This is a genomic window from Deltaproteobacteria bacterium (assembly GCA_029860075.1).
Classification (GTDB): Bacteria; Desulfobacterota; JADFVX01; order JADFVX01; family JADFVX01; genus JAOUBX01.
Map to the genome: position 1 here is coordinate 1 of JAOUBX010000022.1, position 22898 is coordinate 22898.

Annotated in this window: 21 protein-coding genes; all 21 read left to right on the forward strand. The window is 37.3% G+C overall.

The window, feature by feature from the left end; all coding sequences use genetic code 11:
- On the forward strand, positions 1-187 hold a 187-nt coding region (locus OEV42_08505; GenBank protein ID MDH3974306.1), incomplete at its 5' end, for a hypothetical protein.
- 22 nt (positions 188-209) lie between these two features.
- Positions 210-1355 (forward strand): DegT/DnrJ/EryC1/StrS aminotransferase family protein, encoded by a 1146-nt coding sequence (locus tag OEV42_08510; protein ID MDH3974307.1) that lies wholly within the window; start codon positions 210-212, stop codon positions 1353-1355.
- A 17-nt stretch (positions 1356-1372) separates the two neighbouring features.
- Positions 1373-2398, forward strand: coding sequence for an NAD(P)-dependent oxidoreductase (locus tag OEV42_08515; GenBank protein MDH3974308.1), 1026 nt, complete (start codon positions 1373-1375; stop codon positions 2396-2398).
- A gap of 30 nt (positions 2399-2428) precedes the next feature.
- Positions 2429-3157, forward strand: coding sequence for a GNAT family N-acetyltransferase (locus OEV42_08520; protein MDH3974309.1), 729 nt, complete (start codon positions 2429-2431; stop codon positions 3155-3157).
- A gap of 13 nt (positions 3158-3170) precedes the next feature.
- The gene (locus tag OEV42_08525; GenBank protein MDH3974310.1) at positions 3171-4178 is read left to right on the forward strand and encodes an N-acetylneuraminate synthase family protein; all 1008 of its coding nucleotides are present in this window, start codon (positions 3171-3173) and stop codon (positions 4176-4178) included.
- Between the two features lie 2 nt (positions 4179-4180).
- On the forward strand, positions 4181-6007 hold the full coding sequence (asnB, locus tag OEV42_08530; GenBank protein MDH3974311.1) for an asparagine synthase (glutamine-hydrolyzing): 1827 nt from the start codon (positions 4181-4183) through the stop codon (positions 6005-6007).
- Positions 6004-7131 carry an N-acetyl sugar amidotransferase gene (locus OEV42_08535; protein MDH3974312.1) on the forward strand — a complete coding sequence of 376 codons (1128 nt, stop codon included), beginning with the start codon at positions 6004-6006 and terminating at the stop codon, positions 7129-7131. Before asnB ends, OEV42_08535 begins: the two co-directional genes overlap by 4 nt.
- Positions 7121-8344: a class I SAM-dependent methyltransferase gene (locus tag OEV42_08540; GenBank protein MDH3974313.1), complete on the forward strand. Its 1224-nt coding sequence runs from the start codon at positions 7121-7123 to the stop codon at positions 8342-8344. The genes OEV42_08535 and OEV42_08540 overlap by 11 nt, the downstream gene beginning before the upstream one ends.
- Positions 8345-8356: 12 nt before the next feature.
- Positions 8357-9256, forward strand: a complete 900-nt coding sequence (locus OEV42_08545; protein ID MDH3974314.1) for a class I SAM-dependent methyltransferase — start codon at positions 8357-8359, stop codon at positions 9254-9256.
- 40 nt (positions 9257-9296) lie between these two features.
- Positions 9297-10271, forward strand: a complete 975-nt coding sequence (locus OEV42_08550; GenBank protein ID MDH3974315.1) for a hypothetical protein — start codon at positions 9297-9299, stop codon at positions 10269-10271.
- A 50-nt stretch (positions 10272-10321) separates the two neighbouring features.
- Positions 10322-11329 carry a hypothetical protein gene (locus tag OEV42_08555; protein MDH3974316.1) on the forward strand — a complete coding sequence of 336 codons (1008 nt, stop codon included), beginning with the start codon at positions 10322-10324 and terminating at the stop codon, positions 11327-11329.
- Positions 11317-13176 (forward strand): asparagine synthase-related protein, encoded by a 1860-nt coding sequence (locus OEV42_08560; GenBank protein ID MDH3974317.1) that lies wholly within the window; start codon positions 11317-11319, stop codon positions 13174-13176. The genes OEV42_08555 and OEV42_08560 overlap by 13 nt, the downstream gene beginning before the upstream one ends.
- Positions 13177-13202: 26 nt before the next feature.
- On the forward strand, positions 13203-14591 hold the full coding sequence (locus tag OEV42_08565) for a B12-binding domain-containing radical SAM protein (protein ID MDH3974318.1): 1389 nt from the start codon (positions 13203-13205) through the stop codon (positions 14589-14591).
- A gap of 11 nt (positions 14592-14602) precedes the next feature.
- Positions 14603-15484 carry a hypothetical protein gene (locus tag OEV42_08570; GenBank protein MDH3974319.1) on the forward strand — a complete coding sequence of 294 codons (882 nt, stop codon included), beginning with the start codon at positions 14603-14605 and terminating at the stop codon, positions 15482-15484.
- A gap of 25 nt (positions 15485-15509) precedes the next feature.
- Positions 15510-16331, forward strand: a complete 822-nt coding sequence (locus OEV42_08575; protein ID MDH3974320.1) for a methyltransferase domain-containing protein — start codon at positions 15510-15512, stop codon at positions 16329-16331.
- A 146-nt stretch (positions 16332-16477) separates the two neighbouring features.
- Positions 16478-17188: a class I SAM-dependent methyltransferase gene (locus OEV42_08580; protein ID MDH3974321.1), complete on the forward strand. Its 711-nt coding sequence runs from the start codon at positions 16478-16480 to the stop codon at positions 17186-17188.
- A 29-nt stretch (positions 17189-17217) separates the two neighbouring features.
- On the forward strand, positions 17218-19074 hold the full coding sequence (locus OEV42_08585; protein MDH3974322.1) for an ABC transporter ATP-binding protein/permease: 1857 nt from the start codon (positions 17218-17220) through the stop codon (positions 19072-19074).
- A complete protein-coding gene (locus OEV42_08590; GenBank protein ID MDH3974323.1) occupies positions 19061-19999 on the forward strand; it encodes an SPASM domain-containing protein in 939 nt (312 codons plus the stop codon). Before OEV42_08585 ends, OEV42_08590 begins: the two co-directional genes overlap by 14 nt.
- 8 nt (positions 20000-20007) lie before the next feature.
- The gene (locus OEV42_08595) at positions 20008-20931 is read left to right on the forward strand and encodes a glycosyltransferase (GenBank protein ID MDH3974324.1); all 924 of its coding nucleotides are present in this window, start codon (positions 20008-20010) and stop codon (positions 20929-20931) included.
- A gap of 8 nt (positions 20932-20939) precedes the next feature.
- A complete protein-coding gene (locus OEV42_08600; GenBank protein MDH3974325.1) occupies positions 20940-21902 on the forward strand; it encodes a hypothetical protein in 963 nt (320 codons plus the stop codon).
- Positions 21902-22894, forward strand: a complete 993-nt coding sequence (locus OEV42_08605; protein ID MDH3974326.1) for a glycosyltransferase family 4 protein — start codon at positions 21902-21904, stop codon at positions 22892-22894. The genes OEV42_08600 and OEV42_08605 overlap by 1 nt, the downstream gene beginning before the upstream one ends.
- The last annotated feature ends 4 nt before the right edge of the window (positions 22895-22898 follow it).

Below are 22898 nucleotides of genomic sequence, written 5' to 3' on the forward strand. Positions count from 1 at the left end.
TATCAAAGAAGAATATCCTGGGAAAGCCAGGAGGAAAGATTCAATTACCACTTTTATTGACTCAATCCTCAATAAAAAGATTGAACCCATGGTAACGGATACAGACGTTTTTAACGTAATGTCCATCTGTTATGCTGCTGAAAAGTCAATAACAACAAATGAAACTACGCAAGTAGAATATATATAACTAAATATTAAGGAGCAATTCGTTGAGAGAAATACCTTTTGGCAGACCAATAATCAATGATGAAGAAAAAAATGCTGTTTTAAATGTAATGTCCGGGAATATTTTGGTGCATGGCCCCAAAGCAAAAGAATTTGAGCAATCTTTTGCAGATTACACGCTGGCCCCACACGCCGTTTCTGTTTCGTCCTGCACAGCAGCTTTACACCTGTCATATTTTACCTATGGAATCGAAAAAGGAGATGAAGTTATCGTCCCCGCTGAAACTCATGTTGCAACAGCCCATGCGGTCGAACTGGCAGGTGCCAAACCGATCTTTGTTGATGCCGAATTAAGTACCGGCAATATCGACATAGATCAAATAGAGGAAAACATCTCTGAGAAAACAAAGGCCATATCAATTGTTCATTTCTTGGGAATGCCTGTCGATATGGAGCGCCTCATGAAGATTGCCGATAAGTATGACCTTAAGGTTATAGAGGATTGTGCACTGGCAATTGGAAGTAAGATAGAAGGAAAGCATGTCGGTTTATTTGGTGATACTGGAAGTTATTCCTTCTACCCGGTAAAACATATGACAACGGCTGAAGGTGGTATGTTAATTACGAAGCATGCAGATATTGCAGAGAGGTTAACTCGTGAAAAAGCCTTTGGCGTTGATCGAACCGTTGGTGAAAGAAAGATTCCAGGCATCTATGATGTTAACATGCTGGGCTATAATTACCGCATGAATGAAATTGAAGCGGCAATTGGCATAGAACAGATAAAAAAGCTGGATGGTTTTATTTCAAAGCGAAAAGAGAATTATGAGTATTTAGAAACAGCACTAAAAGAGGTTTCAGAAATCGAACTACTTCAATCGAGCTATGGCAAATTCCAAAGTAGCTACTATTGTCTTTCAATTATACTAAATGACTCACTCTCTGCAAAAAGATATGAGATCGTTGAATTTTTAAAAAAGATAGGTATTGGAACAAGCATTTACTATCCAAGACCTGTTCCACATTTTACATATTATAAGCAAAAGTATAATTTTAGTGAGAATAGTTTCCCTTGTGCAAGCAAAATAAGTTATAATTCTATCGCCTTGCCGGTTGGGCCACATTTAAACAATGAAGATATGGCTTATATCGCACAAAACATAAAAAATGCAATTACTCAGTTTAAGTAAAGATGAAGGAGATAGGAGTGAACAACGATTTAAAAGGTAAAAAGGTCGCCATCGTTGGTGGGGCAGGCTTTATAGGACATAACCTGGCTTTAACTCTTAAAGACCAAGGTGCAGAGGTGTTTGTTATTGATGGGCTTTCTGTTAATAATTTGCTTTATCTTCATTCTACTGACCAGGAAATTCCAGGCAATAGAGAATTATATATCAACATGATTAACAATAGATTGGAATTGCTTCAAAAAGCAGAGATTCCACTTCATGTTGAAGATGCAAGAAATTACAATGAATTGTCGCATGAATTATCAAAAATTAAACCCCACGTTATTATTCTTTTGGCTGCAGTCTCACATGCCAATCGCTCCAATAAAAATCCTTTTGATACATTTGATCACAGTTTAAGAACTCTGGAAAATGCACTTGATTATGCACGGGGGAATGTAGATCGTTTTATTTATTTTTCATCAAGTATGGTTTATGGTAACTTCCCATCAGAAGGCGTAACAGAAGATACACCCTGTAAGCCAATGGGAATATATGGTAATCTAAAATGGTCTGGTGAGCAAATGGTCAGGGCCTATAATGAAGTTTTTGATCTCCCGTATACGATTGTCAGGCCATCAGCACTGTATGGAGAACGTTGTATCAGTCGGAGAGTTGGGCAGATTTTTATAGAAAATGCGCTTAAAGGAGATGATATCACTGTTACTGGAGATGGAAATGATCACCTGGATTTTACTTATATAAAAGATCTGGCAATGGGTGTGGGTAAAATCATTAAGAGCGAGAATGCAGTAAATGAGACCTTTAATCTTACTTATGGAGAATCGCGCTCAATTGGAGACATGGCACAGATCATTAAGGAACATTTCTCGGGTATTAAAATTAACTATGTGCCCAAAGACAAGCTAACCCCGGATAGAGGGACTTTATTAGTTAATAAGGCTAAGCGTCTGATAGGTTACGACCCAAAGCATCCTCTTGAAGAGGGATATGTTGAGTATATTAATTGGTACAAATCAGCCTGGGAAAAGTTAAATTCCTGAATTCTTCGCATTTTTTATCCCTAATATTATATGCAAATAACCGACCACATCAAAAAAGACGGATGGCTATCCGGACTTATTGGTAAAGACAGCTTTCAATTTATTGTAGATGAATCATTGCAAAATCATGGAGAAGATTTTGTCCAAAATTTTCATTCGCAATTTACAATGGAAAAGTTTTTTGTTTATTCGAAGATTGGAACAAATCGGTTATTAGATAGCTCCTTGTTAGAAGAAACAGGATTTAGATTGATTGATACAAACGTTAGATTAAACAAGTTTTCAAAAATTCAGGTAAGACAAGAGTTGCATCCTGATTTTGAGATAAGGTTTACAAAACAAGGGGATAAAAAAGAGGTTGTTCGTTTAGCACAGAAGAATTTCAGGTTTTCACGTTTTCATTTGGACCCTTCAATTAATAATAATATTGCCGATAATATCAAAGGTAAATGGGTAGAAAATTATTACAAGGGCGAACGTGGAGACCATATGGTTGTCGCTTTGTCTGGTGGGCAGATTGTGGGATTTGCACAATTAATTAAAAAAAAATCTTTGCTTATCATTGATTTAATTGCGGTGGATTCCAGCTATAGGGGAAAAGGAATTGCCAGCAGCATGATTGCATTTGCTGAATCTCAAATCAATTGCACTGAAACACTTGTTGGAACCCAGGTCAGCAATATTCCATCAATGAGGCTATATGAAAGTCTAGGGTTTAAAACAGACAGCTCCGACTATGTATTTCATTTTCATCGCTAACTGAAGGAATTAAATGAAAATAGCTGATTTTAATACAGATGAAGAGATCCTGGTTATCGCTGAAATAGGCAATAACCATGAAGGCAGTTATTCTCTGGCAGAAGAGATGATTGGCCTGGCTGCCGAGGCTGGTGCCGGTGCAGTTAAGTTCCAGACCATAGTGCCTGAAAAGCTGGTATCTCTTCAACAAAAAGAAAGAATTGCACAGCTTAAACGTTTTCAGCTTAGCTATCAGGACTTTGAAAGATTAAGTGAAGTAGCAAAACAGGAAAATATTATTTTTTTGTCAACCCCTTTTGATATTGAAAGTGCACGCTTTCTGGAACCACTTGTAGTTGCCTATAAAATTGGCTCAGGAGATAACAACTTTTATCCCTTAATCGATGTAATAGCTCGCACAGGTAAACCAGTAATTATGTCTTCCGGTTTGATGGATTTAGAGGAAGTAAAAAAGTCAGTTGATTTTATCTCTCAAATTTGGAATAAAAATGCAATTGATCAGGAAATGGCAGTTTTACAATGCGTAACATCCTACCCTTCCCCACCCAATGAAGTAAATTTATTAACTATAAGGGAACTGCAGCGTTTAAATGTAACGGCAGGATATTCCGATCATACTCTTGGAATAGAAGCAGCCCTTTTATCTACTGCATTAGGTGCCAGGATAATTGAAAAGCATTTTACTATAGATAAGAATTATTCTGATTTTCGCGACCACCAACTGTCGGCTGATCCAGCTGAACTTACCCAATTAGTAGAACGTATAAAAGAAGCTTCCATCTTACTAGGCAGATCAAATAAAAATGTACAGGAATCGGAATCATCTCTTTCTATAGCTGCAAGACGCTCCCTTGTTGCTGCACAGGATCTGGAGAAAAACTGCACAATAACCTGGGAAAACCTTTCCTGGGTTAGGCCAGGTGGCGGCATAGCACCTGGCAATGAAGAAATGATTCTTGGCAAAAAATTAAAAACTGCTTTAAAGGCCGGAGAGATGATTCTCCCGGACAATGTGGCGTAGTCATGTGTGGCATTGCTGGCTATATCGGTAACAGATTAATTCATCAATCTACTATAAGCCATACCCTGGATTTGATGAAAAACCGGGGCCCGGATTTTCAGGATGCTCTACATATAAACCAGGGTGAAACCAATATTCATTTATTGCATTCCAGGTTGAGTATTATCGACCTGAAAGAACGGGCAAATCAACCTTTTACTCTTGAAAATTGCACATTGATTTTTAACGGTGAAATCTATAACTACTTGGAACTTAGAGCTAATTTAAACAAAGAAGGTATCACTTGCAAAACTGAATCCGACACTGAAGTTTTACTTAAATATTATTTGTTATATGGTGAAGATTGTGTTAATTACTTTGAAGGAATGTGGAGCTTTGCCATTTATGATAAAAATAGAAGAAAGCTTTTTTTATCAAGAGACAGGTTTGCAGAAAAACCACTCTACTATTATCAGGCGGATGGTGGATTCTACTTTGGCTCGGAAATCAAATTTATCAGATCTCTTCTTGACAAAGCTCTGACCGTTAACAAAAAACATCTATTAAGATATCTGGTTCAGGGCTATAAATCACTTTATAAGACAGAAGAAACATTTTTTAATGAAATTAGTGAGGTAAAATATGCCAGCAACCTTACAATCAATCCCAACCTGGAAGTAAACCATTATCGTTACTGGCAGCCTGTCAGTAAAATTGATGCCAATATGTCACTGGATGATGCCATTGAGGGGGCACGACATCATCTTTTGGAAAGTGTTCGCCTTCGTTTAAGGTCAGATGTACCATTAGCCTTTTGTTTAAGCGGAGGGGTCGATTCTGCATCTATTGCGTCTATCGCAGCTAAGGAATTTAATTATGATGTCTCCGTCTTCTCCATTATCGATAAAGACGAGCGCTACAACGAATACGATAATATCAAGGCAACTATAGATGATATCAAGTGTCAAAGTACACTGGTAGAGCTATCCTACAATAATGTATTGCCAAGGCTCAGAAAGCTCATTGAATATCATGATGTACCTGTTGCCACAACTACTTACTTTGTTCATTCTCTGCTATCGGAACAGATTTCCAAAAGAGGTTATCGTGTTGCTTTCTCAGGCACCTCTGCCGATGAACTCTTTACGGGTTACTATGATCACTTCCTGCTTCATTTGAATGCAGTCAGCAGTGAGACCAGTTACTCTCAATATCTGAATGACTGGAAAAAGAACCTACTACCCTTCGTTCGAAATCCAATCTTAAGAAATCCCGATTTATACAGTGAATCGCCAGACTACAGGGAACATGTCTATGATAACAGTCAGGAGTTTACAGACTTTCTGGAAGTACCTTTTGAAGAAAAGTTCAGGGAAGATTTTTTTACGGATAACCTTTTAAGAAACCGGATGATGAATGAACTTTTCCATGAAGCAACTCCATTGATTTTGCACGAAGATGATTTGAACTCCATGTTTTATTCCATAGAAAACAGAAGCCCATACCTGGACAGTAGGCTATTTGAGTTCGCAAATTCTATTCCTGATAAACATCTGATTCGTAATGGATATGGCAAATATGTCCTGAGAGAATCAATGAAAGGAATATTAAACGACACAGTCAGACTGGATAGACGTAAAAAAGGCTTTAATGCATCGATCAACTCTCTTTTTGACTTTTCAAATCAAGAAACAATGGATTACCTTTTGAAACCGGACTCTCCCATATTTGAACTAATTAACAGAAAAAAAGTATCAGATTTATTTAACTTGAATCCAGCGCCCAATCATTACAGCAAATTCTTATTCAGTTTTATTAATGCAAAGATATTCCTGGAGCAGAACCTGTGAAATATTGTGAAAAACTTCTTCTTCCTGATACACGTCCTGGTGTTATTATTGACAAGGATGGGATCAGTAACGTTTACAAAACAAGTATTGAGAAAAAAGATATCGACTGGAATAACCGCGAGAGCAGTTTTCAAAAAGTAGTAGAACGTGCAAAGTCTCTCAGCCGTGGTTATGATTGCTTAATTCCTGTTAGCGGAGGGAAAGACAGTACATGGCAGGTTGTAAAATGCCTTGAGTATGGTCTCAATCCCTTAGCGGTGACCTGGAAAACACCTGCCCGTACTGAGCTCGGTCAAAAAAACCTTGATAATCTCATATCTCTCGGTGTTGACCACATTGATTATCAGATCAATCCAAAGGTAGAATCAAAGTTCATGCTACAGGCCCTGGAACGGTTCGGTTCCACAGCAATTCCAATGCACATGGCCCTTTTCAATATTCCCCTTAAAATAGCTGTCAGATTTGAGATTCCCCTGGTTGTATGGGGAGAAAACTCTGCCTTTGAATACTGTGGTTCAGATGATAAAGAAAAGGGATTTAAACTTGATCGTAACTGGCTGAAGAAATATGGAGTAACGCATGGCACTACTGCCCGGGACTGGGTATCGGAAAGCCTGTCTGAAAAAGAATTGACCCCCTATTTTGGGCCAGGAGATGGAGCTCTGGAACAGGCACAGGTAATGGCGGTTTTCCTCGGTTATTATTTCCCCTGGGATGTTGAAAACAGTCTTAAAATAGCAAAGGAGCATGGATTTACGCAACGTAAAGAAGGTCCCAGGACAGGGTACTATAATTATGCAGATATTGATGATGACTTTATATCAATCCACCACTGGTTAAAATGGTATAAGTTTGGATTTACAAGGTTATGGGACAACCTCTCCCTGGAAATTAAGAATGGGCGGATGACACGTGAAGAAGGAATAAAAATCATTAAAGAGCGTGGAGATGAAACACCTCATGAGGATATAAAAAAATTCTGTTCATTTGTTGGCATAAGCAAAGCTCAGTTTTTTGAAATATGTGAAAAGTTCAGAAACAGGGAAATATGGTTTAACGACAAAGGGACATGGAAAATAAAAGACTTCCTGATCCCTGATTGGGAGTGGAAAAATGAAATTTAAAGAGATAAGCCCTCCACGTGAATTTGAAGCTGGATTTGACATTAAACGTACAATCAAGGACTGCGGAAGAATCGAGCTCTCTCCCAATGAACAAGTGACATTTATTACCGATTCAGGGAAAGAATATGACCTGACACGAAAAAATTTTGGTTTTTATGCAACACCATCTCTTAACAGGAGGCTCAAACAATTTGACCTACGTGCTGTGCTCGTAAAAAACAGACTGGATCAGTTCTTTATTCTTCTTGTAGAAAAAGAGAAGGAAAACCTCTTTGATAAATATATGGAAGAAGAAAAGATGGAACTGGTTACATGGATGGATACGACAGAAGCATTATCTAATTTGGATAATGCTTTGGGTACATGCACATCTGTAAACAACTTAACTCAAACAGAGCAATGTCCCATATGTAGCGGCAACTCACTTGAAAAGGTTTTCACCTATACTTCCCCACCTGATGGTGAAATCTCTTTTCCCTTTAGTAAGGATCATACCTATTATAGGGAATATCTGCAATGTACCTGTTGTCAGCATTATATTTCTTCCAGCAGCATAGATCTCTCCACTCTTTATTCGGGTGATTATGTCGCTTCCAACTACAGTGACATAGATGGTATTCATAAAACCTTTGAAAGGATAATCTCTCTTGACCCATCTCAATCGGATAATGTAGGAAGGATGGCAAGCATTAATGACTTTTCAGAAAAACATTTTGGGACTGACTTTCAAGGCCGGACACTACTTGATGTTGGTTCCGGTTTAGGGGTTTTCCCTTTCGGAATGAAGCGGTCAGGATGGAAGTGTACCGCTATCGACCCTGATCATAATGCAGTAGAACACCTTGAGCAGTTTATTGGTGTAAAGGCAGCTAAAGGAGATTTTTTAACGATATCAGATCTTGATACTTTTGATGTAATTACTTTTAATAAAGTGCTGGAGCATGTCAATGATCCTATTGAAATGTTGAAAAAAAGCCGGGATTATCTTAAAGAGGGTGGCTTTGTTTACGTTGAAGTTCCCGATGGAGAAATGGCAGCACTTGAAGGCCAGTCCAGGGAGGAATTTTTTATTGACCACCTGCATGTTTTTAGCTTTTCATCAATAACGATCCTTGCACAAAAATCAGGTTTTACGCCCGTTCTCGTTGAAAGGGTGCAGGAACCAAGTACCAAATATACATTGCGCACTTTCTTAAGGCCAACCGCAATGTAAACAGGAGATATTATGAGAGATTACGAAAAAGCGGTTGCTGACTGTTATTCCACTTGGGGGAAAACATACTATGATGAGTATTATGGAGAAAAAGCACCCTATCCCCAGGTACATACGGAGTTACTTAGGTCATTGTTAAAGGCGGTTGGTGCTAAAAATTTATTAGATGCCGGCTGTGGCCCAGCTTCATTCCTTCGTGACATACTTAATGAAGGAATAGACCTTTATGGTTTTGATCTGACACCAGAGATGGTAGAAGAGGCAAAGCGCATTTTTTCCGAGAATGACCTTCCAGAGAACAACATCTGGCATGGGAGTGTTCTGGACAAGGAAGCTTTTGCTTTGCCCGGCAAAGATCTTGGAGCCTTTGATGCGGTTATCTGTTCCGGTGTCATGCCACACATTAGTGAAGAGGATGAAGATCATGTAATCTGCAATCTAAAGTCAGCCGTTAAACCTGGTGGATTAGTTGCACTTGAAGCACGAAATCAATTTTTTTCCCTTTTTTCCTTGAATAGGTACTCCTATGACTTTTTTCGAAATGAATTAATCCGGGCAGATGAGCTCCTGCAACAAGGAAGAGAATATAATAACGAAATCACAGAATCTCTTGAAGCGATGAAAGAACAGTTTCGTATGGATTTCCCCCCTGTCAGAAAGGGAAAAGAATCTGAGCCGGGGTATGATGAAGTTCTGTCTCGGGTACATAATCCATTAATTCTGAAAGAGAAGTTTGAGCAAATGGGATTTACAGAGGTTAATTTAAAATTTTACCATTTTCACCCACTGCCACCTGTATTCAGCAAGCAACTCCCCGATTTCTTTGTTAAACAGGGCGTTACCATGGAAAATCCTGATGACTGGCGAGGTTTTTTTATGGCTTCAGCTTTTTTTGTTATAGGAAAAGGTTGAAAATATCTCTGGGGAAAAGAGGGAAGAGCTAAAAGATTCTATGAAAGATATATTCCGCCGCCTTCTGACAGCATTATGGCTCCGTCCTGAACGGGCATTATGGGATGCCCATGAGCTTTTCATTGTTAGAGAATTCTTGGGTAATAATTTTGCTCAACCGAGTTTAGAGTATGGTTGTACTGATGGAGTACCAACATTTATTATGTTAGGTGGAGAATTTGAACTATCCTTTGACGATTATCAGGAAGTGGCCTGGGATAGAAATGCTTACAAAGATCACTCCATGCTGGAGAGTGATTATTTTAATAACTTTAATCCCGACCAAGAGAAAGAATCAAGAATTCGTACTTTTCCAACAAGCTACTTTGAATGTGGCATTTCCTGGAAAGAGGCACATATAAAGAAATCGGAAAGATTGTCTATCTATAAAAGACTAGTCTGCAATGATCTTGGTGCGCCTCTTGATATGTTAGATGATAATTATTTCGCTACGATTTTTGCTCCCAACTTATTCTGGCTTGAGGAGGATAAGCTTGAGAGTACCATTGTGGAATTAAAAAGGGTATTACAGCCTGAGGGAAGGATTATCACTATTTTTCCTGATGCTTCCCAGCAAAACCATCTTTTTCATCGTTTTGCCGAAGTCTCTGATACACAATGGATAAATGATCTTGACAGAGGCATCCATATAAATTTAACACATCACGCACGTGAGTTAGATGAGTGGGAAAAGTACTTTTCTCAGAAAAAAATGCGCATATCCAGGCACGAGCGCTTTATCCCCTCACTGGTGAGTGAAGTCTATCAGATCGGTTTTCGTCCCATGTTTCCCGTTTTTATGAATATGTACGAAAAATTACGTACTTATTCCGAAGATGAGTGGATGGACCTTAAAAAGCACTGGATTGAAACAGCGTACCACTTTTTTAGCCCAATGTGTGATACGGAATGGATGGAGATGGAAAACGTGTGGCACATTTTTGAGCTTCAACCATCCCGGCATAGCCTGGCATAGATTGAATAATTTTATATGTACGCAATAAACAGGGAAAAACGTTATATTGAATGGAACTGAAGAATAAAAAACTAAGTGTAACTGAAATTCTGCGACGCCTGCTAGTCCCGTTATGGCTTAGACCAGAGAGCGCCATGTGGTATGCTCACATGTTGTATATGGCACGTGAATTTCTGGGAACGGATATTGAAAAACCAAGCCTCGAATTTGGCTGTATGGACGGTGTTAATACGGTTGTACTTTTGGGAGGCGAATTTAATGAAACATTTGATGTATATCGTGAGGTATCGTGGAGTAGGGATTCACACAAACAGTCAACTCTAAAAGATGATTATTTTAACACTGTCAATAAATCGGTCGAGTTAGTTGATATTAAAAAACCTCCAACAACGCGTTTTGACTTTGGCGTAGACTGGAAGGATGCACATTTAGTAAAGTCTGAAAGAATGAGTGTCTTTAATAAACTGATAAAAATTAATACAAAAAAGCCACAGACAAAGCTGGAAAGTAAAAGTATAAGAACCATCTGGGCGCCGAATATTTACTGGACTGAAGACATGACTGCAACCTTAGCTGAACTACATAGAATCCTACACCCTGAGGGTCGCATTATCACTATTGCTCCAGATAAAAAACAACTGGAATTTATGTTTTACCGTTTTGCTGATAAGTCAACCAGTTCCTGGCTAAAAAATCTGGACCGTGGCCGGTATGAAAATGCATCACGCCATGCCCGGATTTTATCAGAGTGGGAAAAGGTTTTTGGAGAAGGAGGGTTAAGGATTACCAGGCATGAGCAATTCATACCTGCAATCGTGGCCAAGGTATATGATATTGGCTTTCGCCCTATGTTTCCAGTTTTCATGAATATGTATGAAAAATTACTTACTCATTCAGATGAGGAGCTACTAGATCTCAAGAAACACTGGATTGAAACGGCTTTTCACTTTTTTTCCCCCCTCTGTGATACCGGGTGGATGGAAAACATGAAAATGGAGAATGGTTGGCACATATTTGAATTAAAACTGAAGTCAAAGGGATTTTCATGTCAAGAATAGCAGGTTTTTATTGTAAAGATAGCAGATATAGCAGTTCCATGATGACATCAAAGATGCTTCAAGCTATAAACACCTTTCCAGAATCGTCATTGCTTACGGATTCGATGGAATACGGTGAAGTTGGCTGGCTAGGGACTTCTGAAACAAAGTTACAGAGGACAGGAAGTGTTATTGCAGTTATGGATGGACATATATTCAATCGTGATGATCTGGGTGATGAGACAAGTGACGTCGCTTTGCTTATTACACTTTATCAAAAGTATGGTTTTGAAGGTGCAGTACAGCAACTAAACGGTGACTTTGCCATTTCTCTTTATGATAAATCTTCTGACACATTCTGGATGGCGCGTGATCGCTTTGGGATAAAGCCACTTTATTTTATTGACAAACCCAATTTTTTGGCATGTTCTTCCCGTTTAAAAGCATTCTCTGTGCTACCCCAAGTCAGTCTGGAACCACGACCTGATTTTGTTGGAAGATTCGCGGGTTCACATTATCGCTATTTCGATAATGATTCTGACAAATCTCCTTTCAAAGGTATTTCTCAACTTGAAGCTGCCCATATACTGTGCTGCAAAAAAGGTAAAACAACAATATCTCGGTATTGGCAATTAAATGACGAGCCCGATTGGACAGGCTCAGTAGAGGAGCTTGCGCATAAATATCGCGACCTCCTCCTTGATTCTGTTTCCCGTCGAATAAAAGTTGTTAATAATCCTGCATTTACTCTTTCCGGTGGAATGGATTCTTCGTCCGTTATGGCTTCAGCTGTCAGGGTTGCAGAGAAAAAGCAAAATGCTTTTTCAACAGTCTATGCCGATAAGACCTACGATGAATCAGAAGAAATTGTCACAATGCTGGATTTATGTGTTGAACAATGGCACAAGGTCCATATAGACGACAATCCTGATGTGATGGGCCTTATAGAAAAAATGATTTCTGTACATGATGAGCCCGTTGCGACAGCGACATGGCTTTCCCATTTCCTTTTATGTGAAGAGACAAAGAACCTGGGTTTCGGTGGACTATTTGGAGGATTAGGTGGAGACGAACTAAATGCAGGTGAATATGAGCACTTTATGTTTTTTTTCGCTGATCTTAGAGTAGCTGGCGATGAGGAAAGATTAAAGAATGAAGTTAAAATGTGGCGCAAATACCATAACCACCCCCTTTATAAAAAGAACTTTGATGTTGTAGAACAGAATTTTAGAAAGGTTATCGACTTTAACAATCAGGGGCATTGTTTACCTGACAAGGCCAGGGTAAATTATTATGCCCAAGCCCTTAATCCAGATTTCTTTGATCTCGATAAATACCAGCCAGTAATGGATCATCCATTTAGAAGTTATTTAAAAAATCGTACCTATCAGGATATGACGAGAGAGACTATACCCTGTTGTCTACGTGCAGAAGACAGACAGGCAACCGCTTTCGGTCTGGACAACTTTTTACCTTTTTTTGATCACAGGCTAGTTGAATTTATGTTTCGGGTGCCTGAAACTTTAAAATATAATGAGGGGGTTACCAAGCATCTCCTGAGGGAAGCCATGAGGGGGATATTGCCTGAAGAAACGCGTACACGTATTGCAAAAACCGGATGGAATGCTCCCGCACATGTTTGGTTTTCAGGTAAAAGGCTGGATGCTTTGAGGGATCTTATCGGGAGTTCTTCTTTCCAAAACAGGGGAATATATAATATTACAGAAGTCGAGCGACTCCTAGATGAACATGAAGAGATCGTCTCTTCCGGTATAATGAAAGAAAATCATATGATGTTTTTCTGGCAACTGGTTAACCTGGAGATCTGGTTTCAAAGTATGAACAAGGCTCAAGTACTTAAAGCATAAATATGCAAATAATTAAGGGGTAATTCGTGCGAATTCTTTTGGTAGTATACGATAATGGCGGTTATATGCATACATTCCCATTGGGTGTGGCGTATATTGCCTCTGTTCTGCTGGATGCCGGACATGATGTTGAGATTTACAACCAGGATGTGCATCATTATCCTGATGATCATCTCAGAAAGTATCTGGACAGTAACAAGTTTGATATCGTTGGTGTGGGACTGATTGCAGGATATTATCAATACAGAAAAATCATATCCCTTTCACAGTCTATCAATCGATCAAAAAACAGACCTTTTTATATCCTTGGAGGACATGGCCCAACACCTGACCCTGATTTTTTCCTTAGAAAGACCGGAGCAGATGTTGCAGTCATGGGGGAAGGAGAAGTGACGATTGTTGAACTCTTATCGGCCCTGGAAAAGAAAACACCTTTAAAAGAGGTTAAGGGTATTGCATTTCGCGATGGGGAGACTGTTATTGAAACAAGACCTCAACCATTGATTCAAAATATTGATGAGATCCCCTTCCCTGCATACCATCTGTTTCCTGTCGAGTATTATCGTTTAATGCGACATGCGCATATGAAATCCAGTGATTTTTCCATGAACATTATTTCCGGCAGAGGGTGTACTTTTAAATGTACCTTTTGTTACCGTATGGATAAGGGTTTGCGTGTCAGAAGCAGTGAGAGTATTATAGAGGAGATTAAATTTTTAAAATCTGAATACAGCATAAATTATATCGCATTTGCAGATGAGCTTCTTATGTCGTCTGTAGAGAGGACGGCGGATCTGTGCGAAGCTATATTAAAAGCTGACTTGGGTATCAGTTGGTATTGTAGCGGACGTCTTAATTTTGCCGAACCAGAACTTTTAGCACTATTAAAAAAGGCTGGATGTGTATATATCAGTTATGGTATTGAGGCGATGGATAATGAAGTGTTAAGGAAAATGAAGAAGGGGTTGACGACGGACATTATTACTCTTGGTATTGAACAGACGTTAAAAGCCGGTATTAGCCCGGGATTTAATATCATTTTTGGAAATATCGGCGATAATAAAGAGACCTTGAATAAGGGGGTAGAGTTTTTGCTCAAGTATGATGATGGCGTAGAATTGAGAACAATTCGTCCCGTAACTCCTTATCCCGGATCCCCGCTATACGATTACGCAATTGAAAAAGGCTGGCTTCAAGATTGTGAGGACTTTTATGAAAACAAACATACAAATTCAGATCTTTTGTCGGTTAACTTTACCGAGTTAAGTGATGATGAGTTTATGCAGGCTCTCTGGGAAGCAAATGATCGGCTCATAAAAAATTACTATAAAAACAAACTGGAATTAGTGCTTGATGAAACCAGAAGACTGTATGGAAGTAAAGATGCATCTTTTAGAGGGTTCCGGCACACATAACAATTAGAAAAATGACTAATTTTAGAGATCAGAAGGTTCGTTTCAATTTAAGGCAGGCCGCACGGGAGTATAGACATTATGCTCTTTTCCCCATCCATAAAGCGGGTTTTCGCTGGGTTAAAAATAGAAACGTCGCGTACAGCCTAATACAACAACAGGACTGGCCCGGGTATAAGACTAGTGATATAATTTTTCTTTTTTGCAGTGGGCCTTCAGTTAATGATTTAACTCGGGAAGAGTGGGATATTATAAAGGCTAATGATAGTTTCGGTTTAAATTATGCTTTCCTGACCAAGTTTCCGATGACCTTTTATTATCTGGGGTATGAACCTTCCTCAAATGAGATTTTATATCATTCTTTTTCGAAAGAAATAAGAGAAATCTATGAGAATACATTATGGTTTGTCCCAACAAAGGTTGTCTATCGTCTAACTCATCCTCGTACGGAACCAAAGTTTTTCCCAATTAATCCTAAACTTACCTTATTCGAAATGCCGCCAGCCATAACTTTTGAAGATGATCGTCCTTTTAAGAGCGATGACTTTCAGCAAAGCCTTCTTTATCGGGGTTCGCTTGGTGTCGGGATGCATCTGATAGATCTTCTCGGGTATAAAAAAATAGTTCTCTTGGGTGTTGATTTACACACTTATAAACATTTTTATGATGATAATGAAGTCATGCAAGAAGAAAGAACTAAAGCATACAAACATGTTAATGATAAGTCCAGCTTTGATGACCTTTTACCCCAAAAAACACAAAAAAAGAGATCGATGGAAGAATATTATTATGCATTAGATGAATTATATTTTCGTCCAAAAGGAGTTCAACTTTATGTTGGAAATAAAGATAATATTCTGTGCCCAAGAATACCCGTTTTCCCTGATTTCAAGTAATTCACACAAAGGATTCTCCAATTAAATGATACATTCAAATATCAATTGTAAAGCTTGTATTGAGTATAATACTTGTAAAAATCTTGATGAGAAGTATAGAGATAGGCTTGATGGAGCAGGAGGCGATTGGAGACGTCTCAAAAACAATGGCATATCCATGACTTCTCCCATAAGACGCTGTTCTTTAGCTATCTTTGATTCACATAAAGATACGTTTAAAAATAACAGAGTTCTGGAAATTGGATGTGGTGCCAATAGTGAAGTAGATGTTCATTTTTGTAAAGAAAATAATGTGGATTATTTAGGAATTGATCCAGGGAACCTTCCGCCTCTATATATTCCAGGAATAAAAGGGCGTAAACTACAAAATAGAATTGCAATATTTTTTTTAAATCTATTTGGAATTAAAAAAATATTTCATAATAAACATCAGCATTATATCTCAGGAGCATTTCCTTCTCCCTATTTAGAAGGTATGACCTTTGATCTGATTTATGGAAACAATTCCATAGAACATTGGCATGAGAATGAAGAAGATATTTTAAAATCGATTGATTTATACAGAAATGATCTGAATTATTGTTATGACTTATTGGCTGAAGGAGGGAAACTGATTTTAAGTGCTCCCGTTCACCTTCATGGAAATAAAATTTTCTTATTAGGTAAACTTGAGGTATTGGACAATTTTTTTGACAGCCGCTGGAAATCAGTTGTAATAGAACATTGGAGAGAATCTCACGATGACCTTCTCCCCTATTGTCCGGATCAATGGAAGAATTGGTTCATTAATGAATTGAATATACATGAGGGGAATATTTTCCTCGTAAATATAATTGCACAAAAATAAGTTCAGATAACTATATGATTTAAATTCATATCTTCCAGTTTATCTAACCTGTTTAATAAACGTGCCTAGAGATTGAAAAAAAAGAATATTGGAAATGCAACAAAATATAAATTCCATAGAGCCTTTTATAGGCCAGATGATATCTAATGTTTGATAAATACCAAAAATATGGAGCCTATCACTGGAATGACATTGATACAACTTCATTCTACAAAATATTAAAACGATCCCTTCCTTTACACACCCGCTACCAGAAATGTTTGAAAAACATACCCCAAAAAGTTCAATTCGGGGTAGAAATTGGTTGTGGAGATGGTGCTCTAACCTACCTCTTGGCAGAACATGGAACCAAAAAAGTACTGGGATGTGATACAGATCAGACAGGAATCAAGCTTGCCAGGGAGAAGGTAAAGGATTTACCTTTGATGCACTCTGTCAGGTTTGAATGTTCTCTTTTACAAGATTGTAATTTAGAGGATGAAAGCGTAGATATTATCATTATGGCTGATGTTATTGAGCATTTAGATAACCCATCCTCTCTTTTAGATGAAATTAAGCGTATAGGTAAGCCAGGGGGTCGACTTATTTTGACAACTCCTAAAGCAAGAGAAGGAAAACTCTGGGATAGCAATCATGTTTGCGAATACACAGAAGAAACACTAGTACAGTTATTAAAAGATTTTTTTCCAAAAACTAATGTTTCTCCATTTATGCCATTACTATTTTATAGAGCTTATAATCGTTTTCAAGGTTTTCGCTTTCTTTTTAATATGAGCACTATGGTAGGCTTCGATCCATTTAGTATTCAACTACCAGGACAAAAACATGTAATGCTTTTAAGTATTTCCGATCTATGATGAAAAGTTATTTTGGATGAGTTGAAGAGATGTTTTTAAATTACACAGAAAATATTAAAAATAAATTACAAAAAATTATATTTGTCTATAAGTTACTGGGTTCATTAAAGAAACAATTCTGGATTTGTGTAATATTAATGTTTTTCCAGGCAGCGTGGGAAGGGGTAATATTTACTTCAATGACCACTTTCTTTCAGAGTCTAGTCGATACAACTAATTTTTCAGGGGGTAATCTTGAAAAAGGATCTTTCATGTCAAGTTTTTATGAACTTTTCAAACAAATCCCTGAAGAGCAACGGATTCTCATCGGCTTCTTTTTTGTATCTCTTTCCCTGCTATTAAGCAGTCTAATCAATATCGCCGTATTCACATTCCAAACAAAGTTCTCCACATTATTTATTTACCAACTCCGCTGCGATACCTTCGGTAAGTTAAGCAGAAATTCTTTAAGCTTTTTTGACAGTAACAAAAAAGGCGAATTAATTCAGATGGTCATCAATGAAACGAGGGCTTGTTATTCGGTACTTAAGAGCATACTTGAATTAACAATTAATATGCTTAAATCAGCTGTTTATATTGTTTTCATGGTAATGCTTTCATTTAAATTAACATTAATTGTTGCTTTTGTAAGTTTTCTATTTCTAGCAGAGAGCTATTTCATCTCCCGATTAATAAAGAGGCTTTCAAATATTAATGTTGAGATGACCCGTAATCTGACTGTAATTACAGATGAAAGCATTCAGGGGATTAAACATATTAAACTGTTTGAACACTACAACGAGATGGAATCCTCTTTCAGCAGTTCTTGCTGGGATGCAGATTTTTCCAATAGAAAATCTGCTCTTATGATGCAATGGCAGGGTACAATCTCACAATTTTTGGGGCTTGGAACATTTTTTATCCTTGTATTTCTGAGTGTGAAATATTCCTTACTCGCAACAGCATCGTTACTCACTTTTCTATATATTCTACAAAGGCTGAATCAGTCAATAACAGCAATTAACCAAAAATACGGCTTCCTGAATAATAACATTCCTGCCATGAACAAGATAATCAATTTTCTCCAGGAAGTTGAAATGTGCAAAGAAAAGAGTGGAAAATTTACTAAAGAAAAACTAATAGATGAAAAAATAGCGGTAGAGGGAATAAAGCTCAATTATGGAAAAGAAGAAATATTAAAAGATATTTCGATGGATATTTTCAAGGGACAGACAGTAGCCCTTGTCGGTGAATCGGGGGCTGGAAAAACATCATTGGCAAACCTTTTTGTAAGGTTTTACGATATTAACAGAGGTAAAATATTAATTGATGGGGTAAAAATTCAGGATTTTGATCTTGAATTCTTAAGAGACCGGATTGGTGTTGTTAATCAAGAACCTATTATCTTTAATAAGACAGTAAGAGAAAATATTATGATGGGAAATCCGAGGGCATCTGAAGAAGAAATGATTGAGGCTGCAAAAAATGCCTATGCCCATGATTTTATAATGGAATTACCCGAAGGGTATAATACCTCTGTAGGGGACAGGGGAGTCAAACTGTCAGGTGGCCAAAGACAGAGGATTAACATCTCACAGATTTTCTTAAAATCTCCTGAAATAATAATTCTGGATGAAGCTACAAGTGCTTTGGATAGTCAATCAGAACAATATATACAGAACTCCTTGGAGAAATTAACTAAAAACCATACTAGCATCATTATTGCTCACCGCCTATCTACAATTAAGAACGCTGATATTATTTTTGTGCTATGTAAGGGGCGGCTTATTGAACAGGGTAGCTGGGATAGTTTAATGGAGACCGAAGGGGCATTCCATGACATGATTAAGCGCCAATCATTTGGAAATAATTTTACTTCATCGGATAAAAACCTTGCCAGGTTTTGAAGCTATGTATTTGAATATCACCAAAAGATTTAGAGAGAAAATATTCAGGAAACCAACTCAGGCAATAATTGAGACAACCAATAGATGTAATTTGAATTGTCCATTCTGTATGGTGGGAATGCAGAATGAATTACTTGCTGAACACGGAACGACAGCCCACGATTTGATGACACGTCCACTAGGCTCTATGTCTGAAGATACTTTCAATGCGGTTAAAAGGGAGTTGAGAACTTTTGGAATAAAGAAGGTCTATCTGCACTTTCAGGGTGAACCTATGCTCAACAAGTTAACGCCTAAATTTGCCAGTGAACTAAAAAAAGATAGATTTGAAGTTGGTATTTTTACAAACGGGCTGGTATTTAATGATGAAAATATTGCTGAACTGGCTGATATAGAAATTGATCTGATCAGATTCTCAGTTGATGGTGCATCTGAAAAGAGCTATCAACAAAATAGGGTTGGTGGACAGTTCATAAAAGTATATGAAAACATGAAAAAGGTAGTTCATGCTCACGATGGGAAAAAAACGCGCATAGAATGGCAGTTTCTTGCCCTTAGAAATAATGAGCATGAAGTTAACGAGGCAAAAGAAATGGCTAGCGAGTTGGGCATAAATTTCTTCGTAAAAGGATTTAGAGAAACAGATCCTCATTTGGCTCCAACAAATCAAACATACAGAGCTAAAGCTTTGAAAAAACCATGTACTGATATTTACCATCAAGTAGGAATTTACTGGAATGGCGATGTTGTCCCTTGCTGTTATGATGTCGACGGGAAGGAAATTATGGGTAATTTGAATGACAATTCAATAGTGAAAATCTGGAACTCAGAAAAATATAAATTATTCAGAAAAAAAATTGCTGCTTTTAATAAATCTACTGAGGCAGAACCTATCATATGTAAAAGCTGTTTAAGGTGGAAATGAAACACCTGATGCAAAAAATCCGTTCCTTTTCGGCGTTAAACATTTATAAGAAAGGTAAAACCAATGTATTTATTTCTCTAAATCCAGCTACAAAGGGTGGAGGTTCAAATACTTTTTCCTCTAATCTAGTCAAGTGGATTAAATATAGAAAAGATGAATTCAATCTCGTTTATAATATCTGTAAAGCAGATAGAGCAATTGTTATTGCCGATAAAATAGATATAAAACTGCTTGAAACTGCAAAAAAAAATGGTTGTTTTATCATTCATCGCCTCGATGAGCATGTAGAATCAGATGAAAACGAGTATCGAAAACAAAAGCATCAAAAGATTAGAGACTTGAATGATTTAGCTGATGTTACCGTGTATCAAAGTAATTTTGTATTTGAAAATATGCACCCATTTTTAGATAGTCCTGAAAAATACAAAATCATCTATAATGGTGCAAATCAGAATGAATTTTACCCTACTGAGAAAATAGGGAAATATATTGGGCATGTTACCTGGGGTATTGGTGAGAAAAAAAGGTTAGATGTTCTTTATGACGTAATAAAAAAACATCCCGAAGAATCCTTTCTGCTTATTGGTAACCACATTAAATCATCTTTTAATTTTACAAAATTTCCAAATGTCAAATCAGTTGGTCCCCTCAAAAGAACAGAGATATTGCCCTACTTGCATAAAATGAAGTTTCTTTTTTTTCCTTCAGAAAATGATCCATGTCCGAACACTGTTGTGGAATCTATTTTGGCTGGTGTACCCGTATGCTATAATCCATTGGGTGGTACAAAGGAATTAGTGAAAGGATGCGGTTTACCTATTTCAGACTTTTCTAAAATGCTGGCTAATTATGAAGAATTCAGAAATATATGCTTATCACGTAATGATCTCCATTTTGACTCAGTAGCTCAAAAATACATGGATCTCACCTAGTCGTTTTTATGAATAGTAAAAAATATCGTATAGGGTGGGTTGTTGAAGCGAAGTGGCCATACAGAAATGTTATGGCATCTACCAGAATTAGATGTCTCGATATCAATAAATTTTTAAGATCAAAAGGCTTTGACTCAGATCTATATAAATCTTACAAAAAATATGATGTTCTAATCTTTCAAAAGGCATTTTCTGAAGATCATTTTAAGATCGCACAGAAAATGGTCAACAAGGGATGCAAAATTATCCTGGATATTAATGTAAACTACTTTGAAAAATCAGGTAAGACAAAACAGGTTACAGAAAAACATATAGATGACTTGCACAAATTCCTGACATTAACAGATGTTGTTTTAACATCCTCTGAATTTCTAAAAACAATTGCTGAAAAATTTCATCCCAAAGTCAGCTATATTCCTGAACATATAAGTACAATAGGTAATTATTTACCTAAAAAAATATCAAGGCCAGTAAAACTGTTATATTGTGGTTATGCTGTCAAAGCGGCAGATGTTCTTTTTATTGAGGATGTAATAACAGAGCTTACAAAAGAACATGCACTTGAGTTTTTCTTTGTTTGTGAAAAAGATCCTCATGTTAGACTTCCAATAGAAACATCTTTTGTAAAATACGATGATAAGGATTTAGCAAATACCCTGAGAAAGGGTGATATTAAAGTTGCTCCTCGAAAGTTAGATAACAGTTATGACCTCGGACACTCATTTACTAAGATAGGTTATCCTATGTCTGTTGGTCTTCCCGTTGTTGCAAGCCCGGTTCCATCATACAAAGGATCACCAGCATTACTCGCTGAAACGAGGGAAGATTGGTTAAGACATGTGAAAACCCTGTTAAGCAATAAAGAGAAATATGAGAAGTTATCACAGGATGGAATTGAATTTGTTAATGAGAACTACTCTCTTAACAAGATTGGAAATATGTATATAAATCTATTTGAGGATATTTTTTAATGAAAAAAAACCGTATTCTCATTGATTACCAAACAATTGATAAACCTTGGGGAGGATCTAATTCTTTCATTGCTGCCCTAAAAGAATATTTATCCTCCCTGGAAAATGTAGAACTTACATCTGATAAGTGCTCAGATCAAGACCTGTTACTTTTGAATACGGCATATACAGCGCCAGGCAAATATATTTCATTGAGAAAGATTGAGCGATACCGTAAATACGGCTATTCCAGCCTTTTTAAATATATACTAAATGGGTTCAAAAAAAATGAGATCAAGATTGTTTTAAGGCTTGATGGATTAAGGCAAAATTATGCTGACACGCCGGAAACAAAAGGAGACATTATTCAACTTGCATTGATTAAGCTTGCTGATGCAATTATCTTTCAAAGTAATGAGTCTGTAAATCAGTTTAATAATATAGTGGAAAACCTTAATTCACTTTATTACGTAGTACATAATGGGGTCAATCAAAATATTTTTAATATGGAAGGAAAGACATACTGGAACAAAAAAGACAAGCTGAAGATTTTCGCAACCAGTTGGTCTAAAAATCTGAATAAAGGTTTTGAGGAAATTTCTAAATTCTCTCAATATGATGAAGTAATTGTCAATTTCGTAGGTAACTGGCCTGAAGAAGTAAATCCGGGTAAAGTGCATAGAAAACCTCCCATGCCTCAACATTTATTGGCAGAAGAATATCGAAAAAATGACGTTTTCTTGTTTCCTTCACGAGGTGAAGCTTGTCCCAATGTTGTATATGAGGCACTATCCTGTGGCCTCCCGGTAATGTATCATCCAAGTGGCGGGACTCCGGAAATTGCTTCCAGGTATGGAATTGAACTCGGGGGTAATCTATCTGAGTCCATTGATAAAATTGCCAATAATTATGATAATTTGATGGCAAATATCAAGAAAGATCACATTCATTTTTCCATAAGTTATGCCGGAGATAAATATCTTAAAGTTATGCAAAAGGTTCTTAAAGATTGATCTT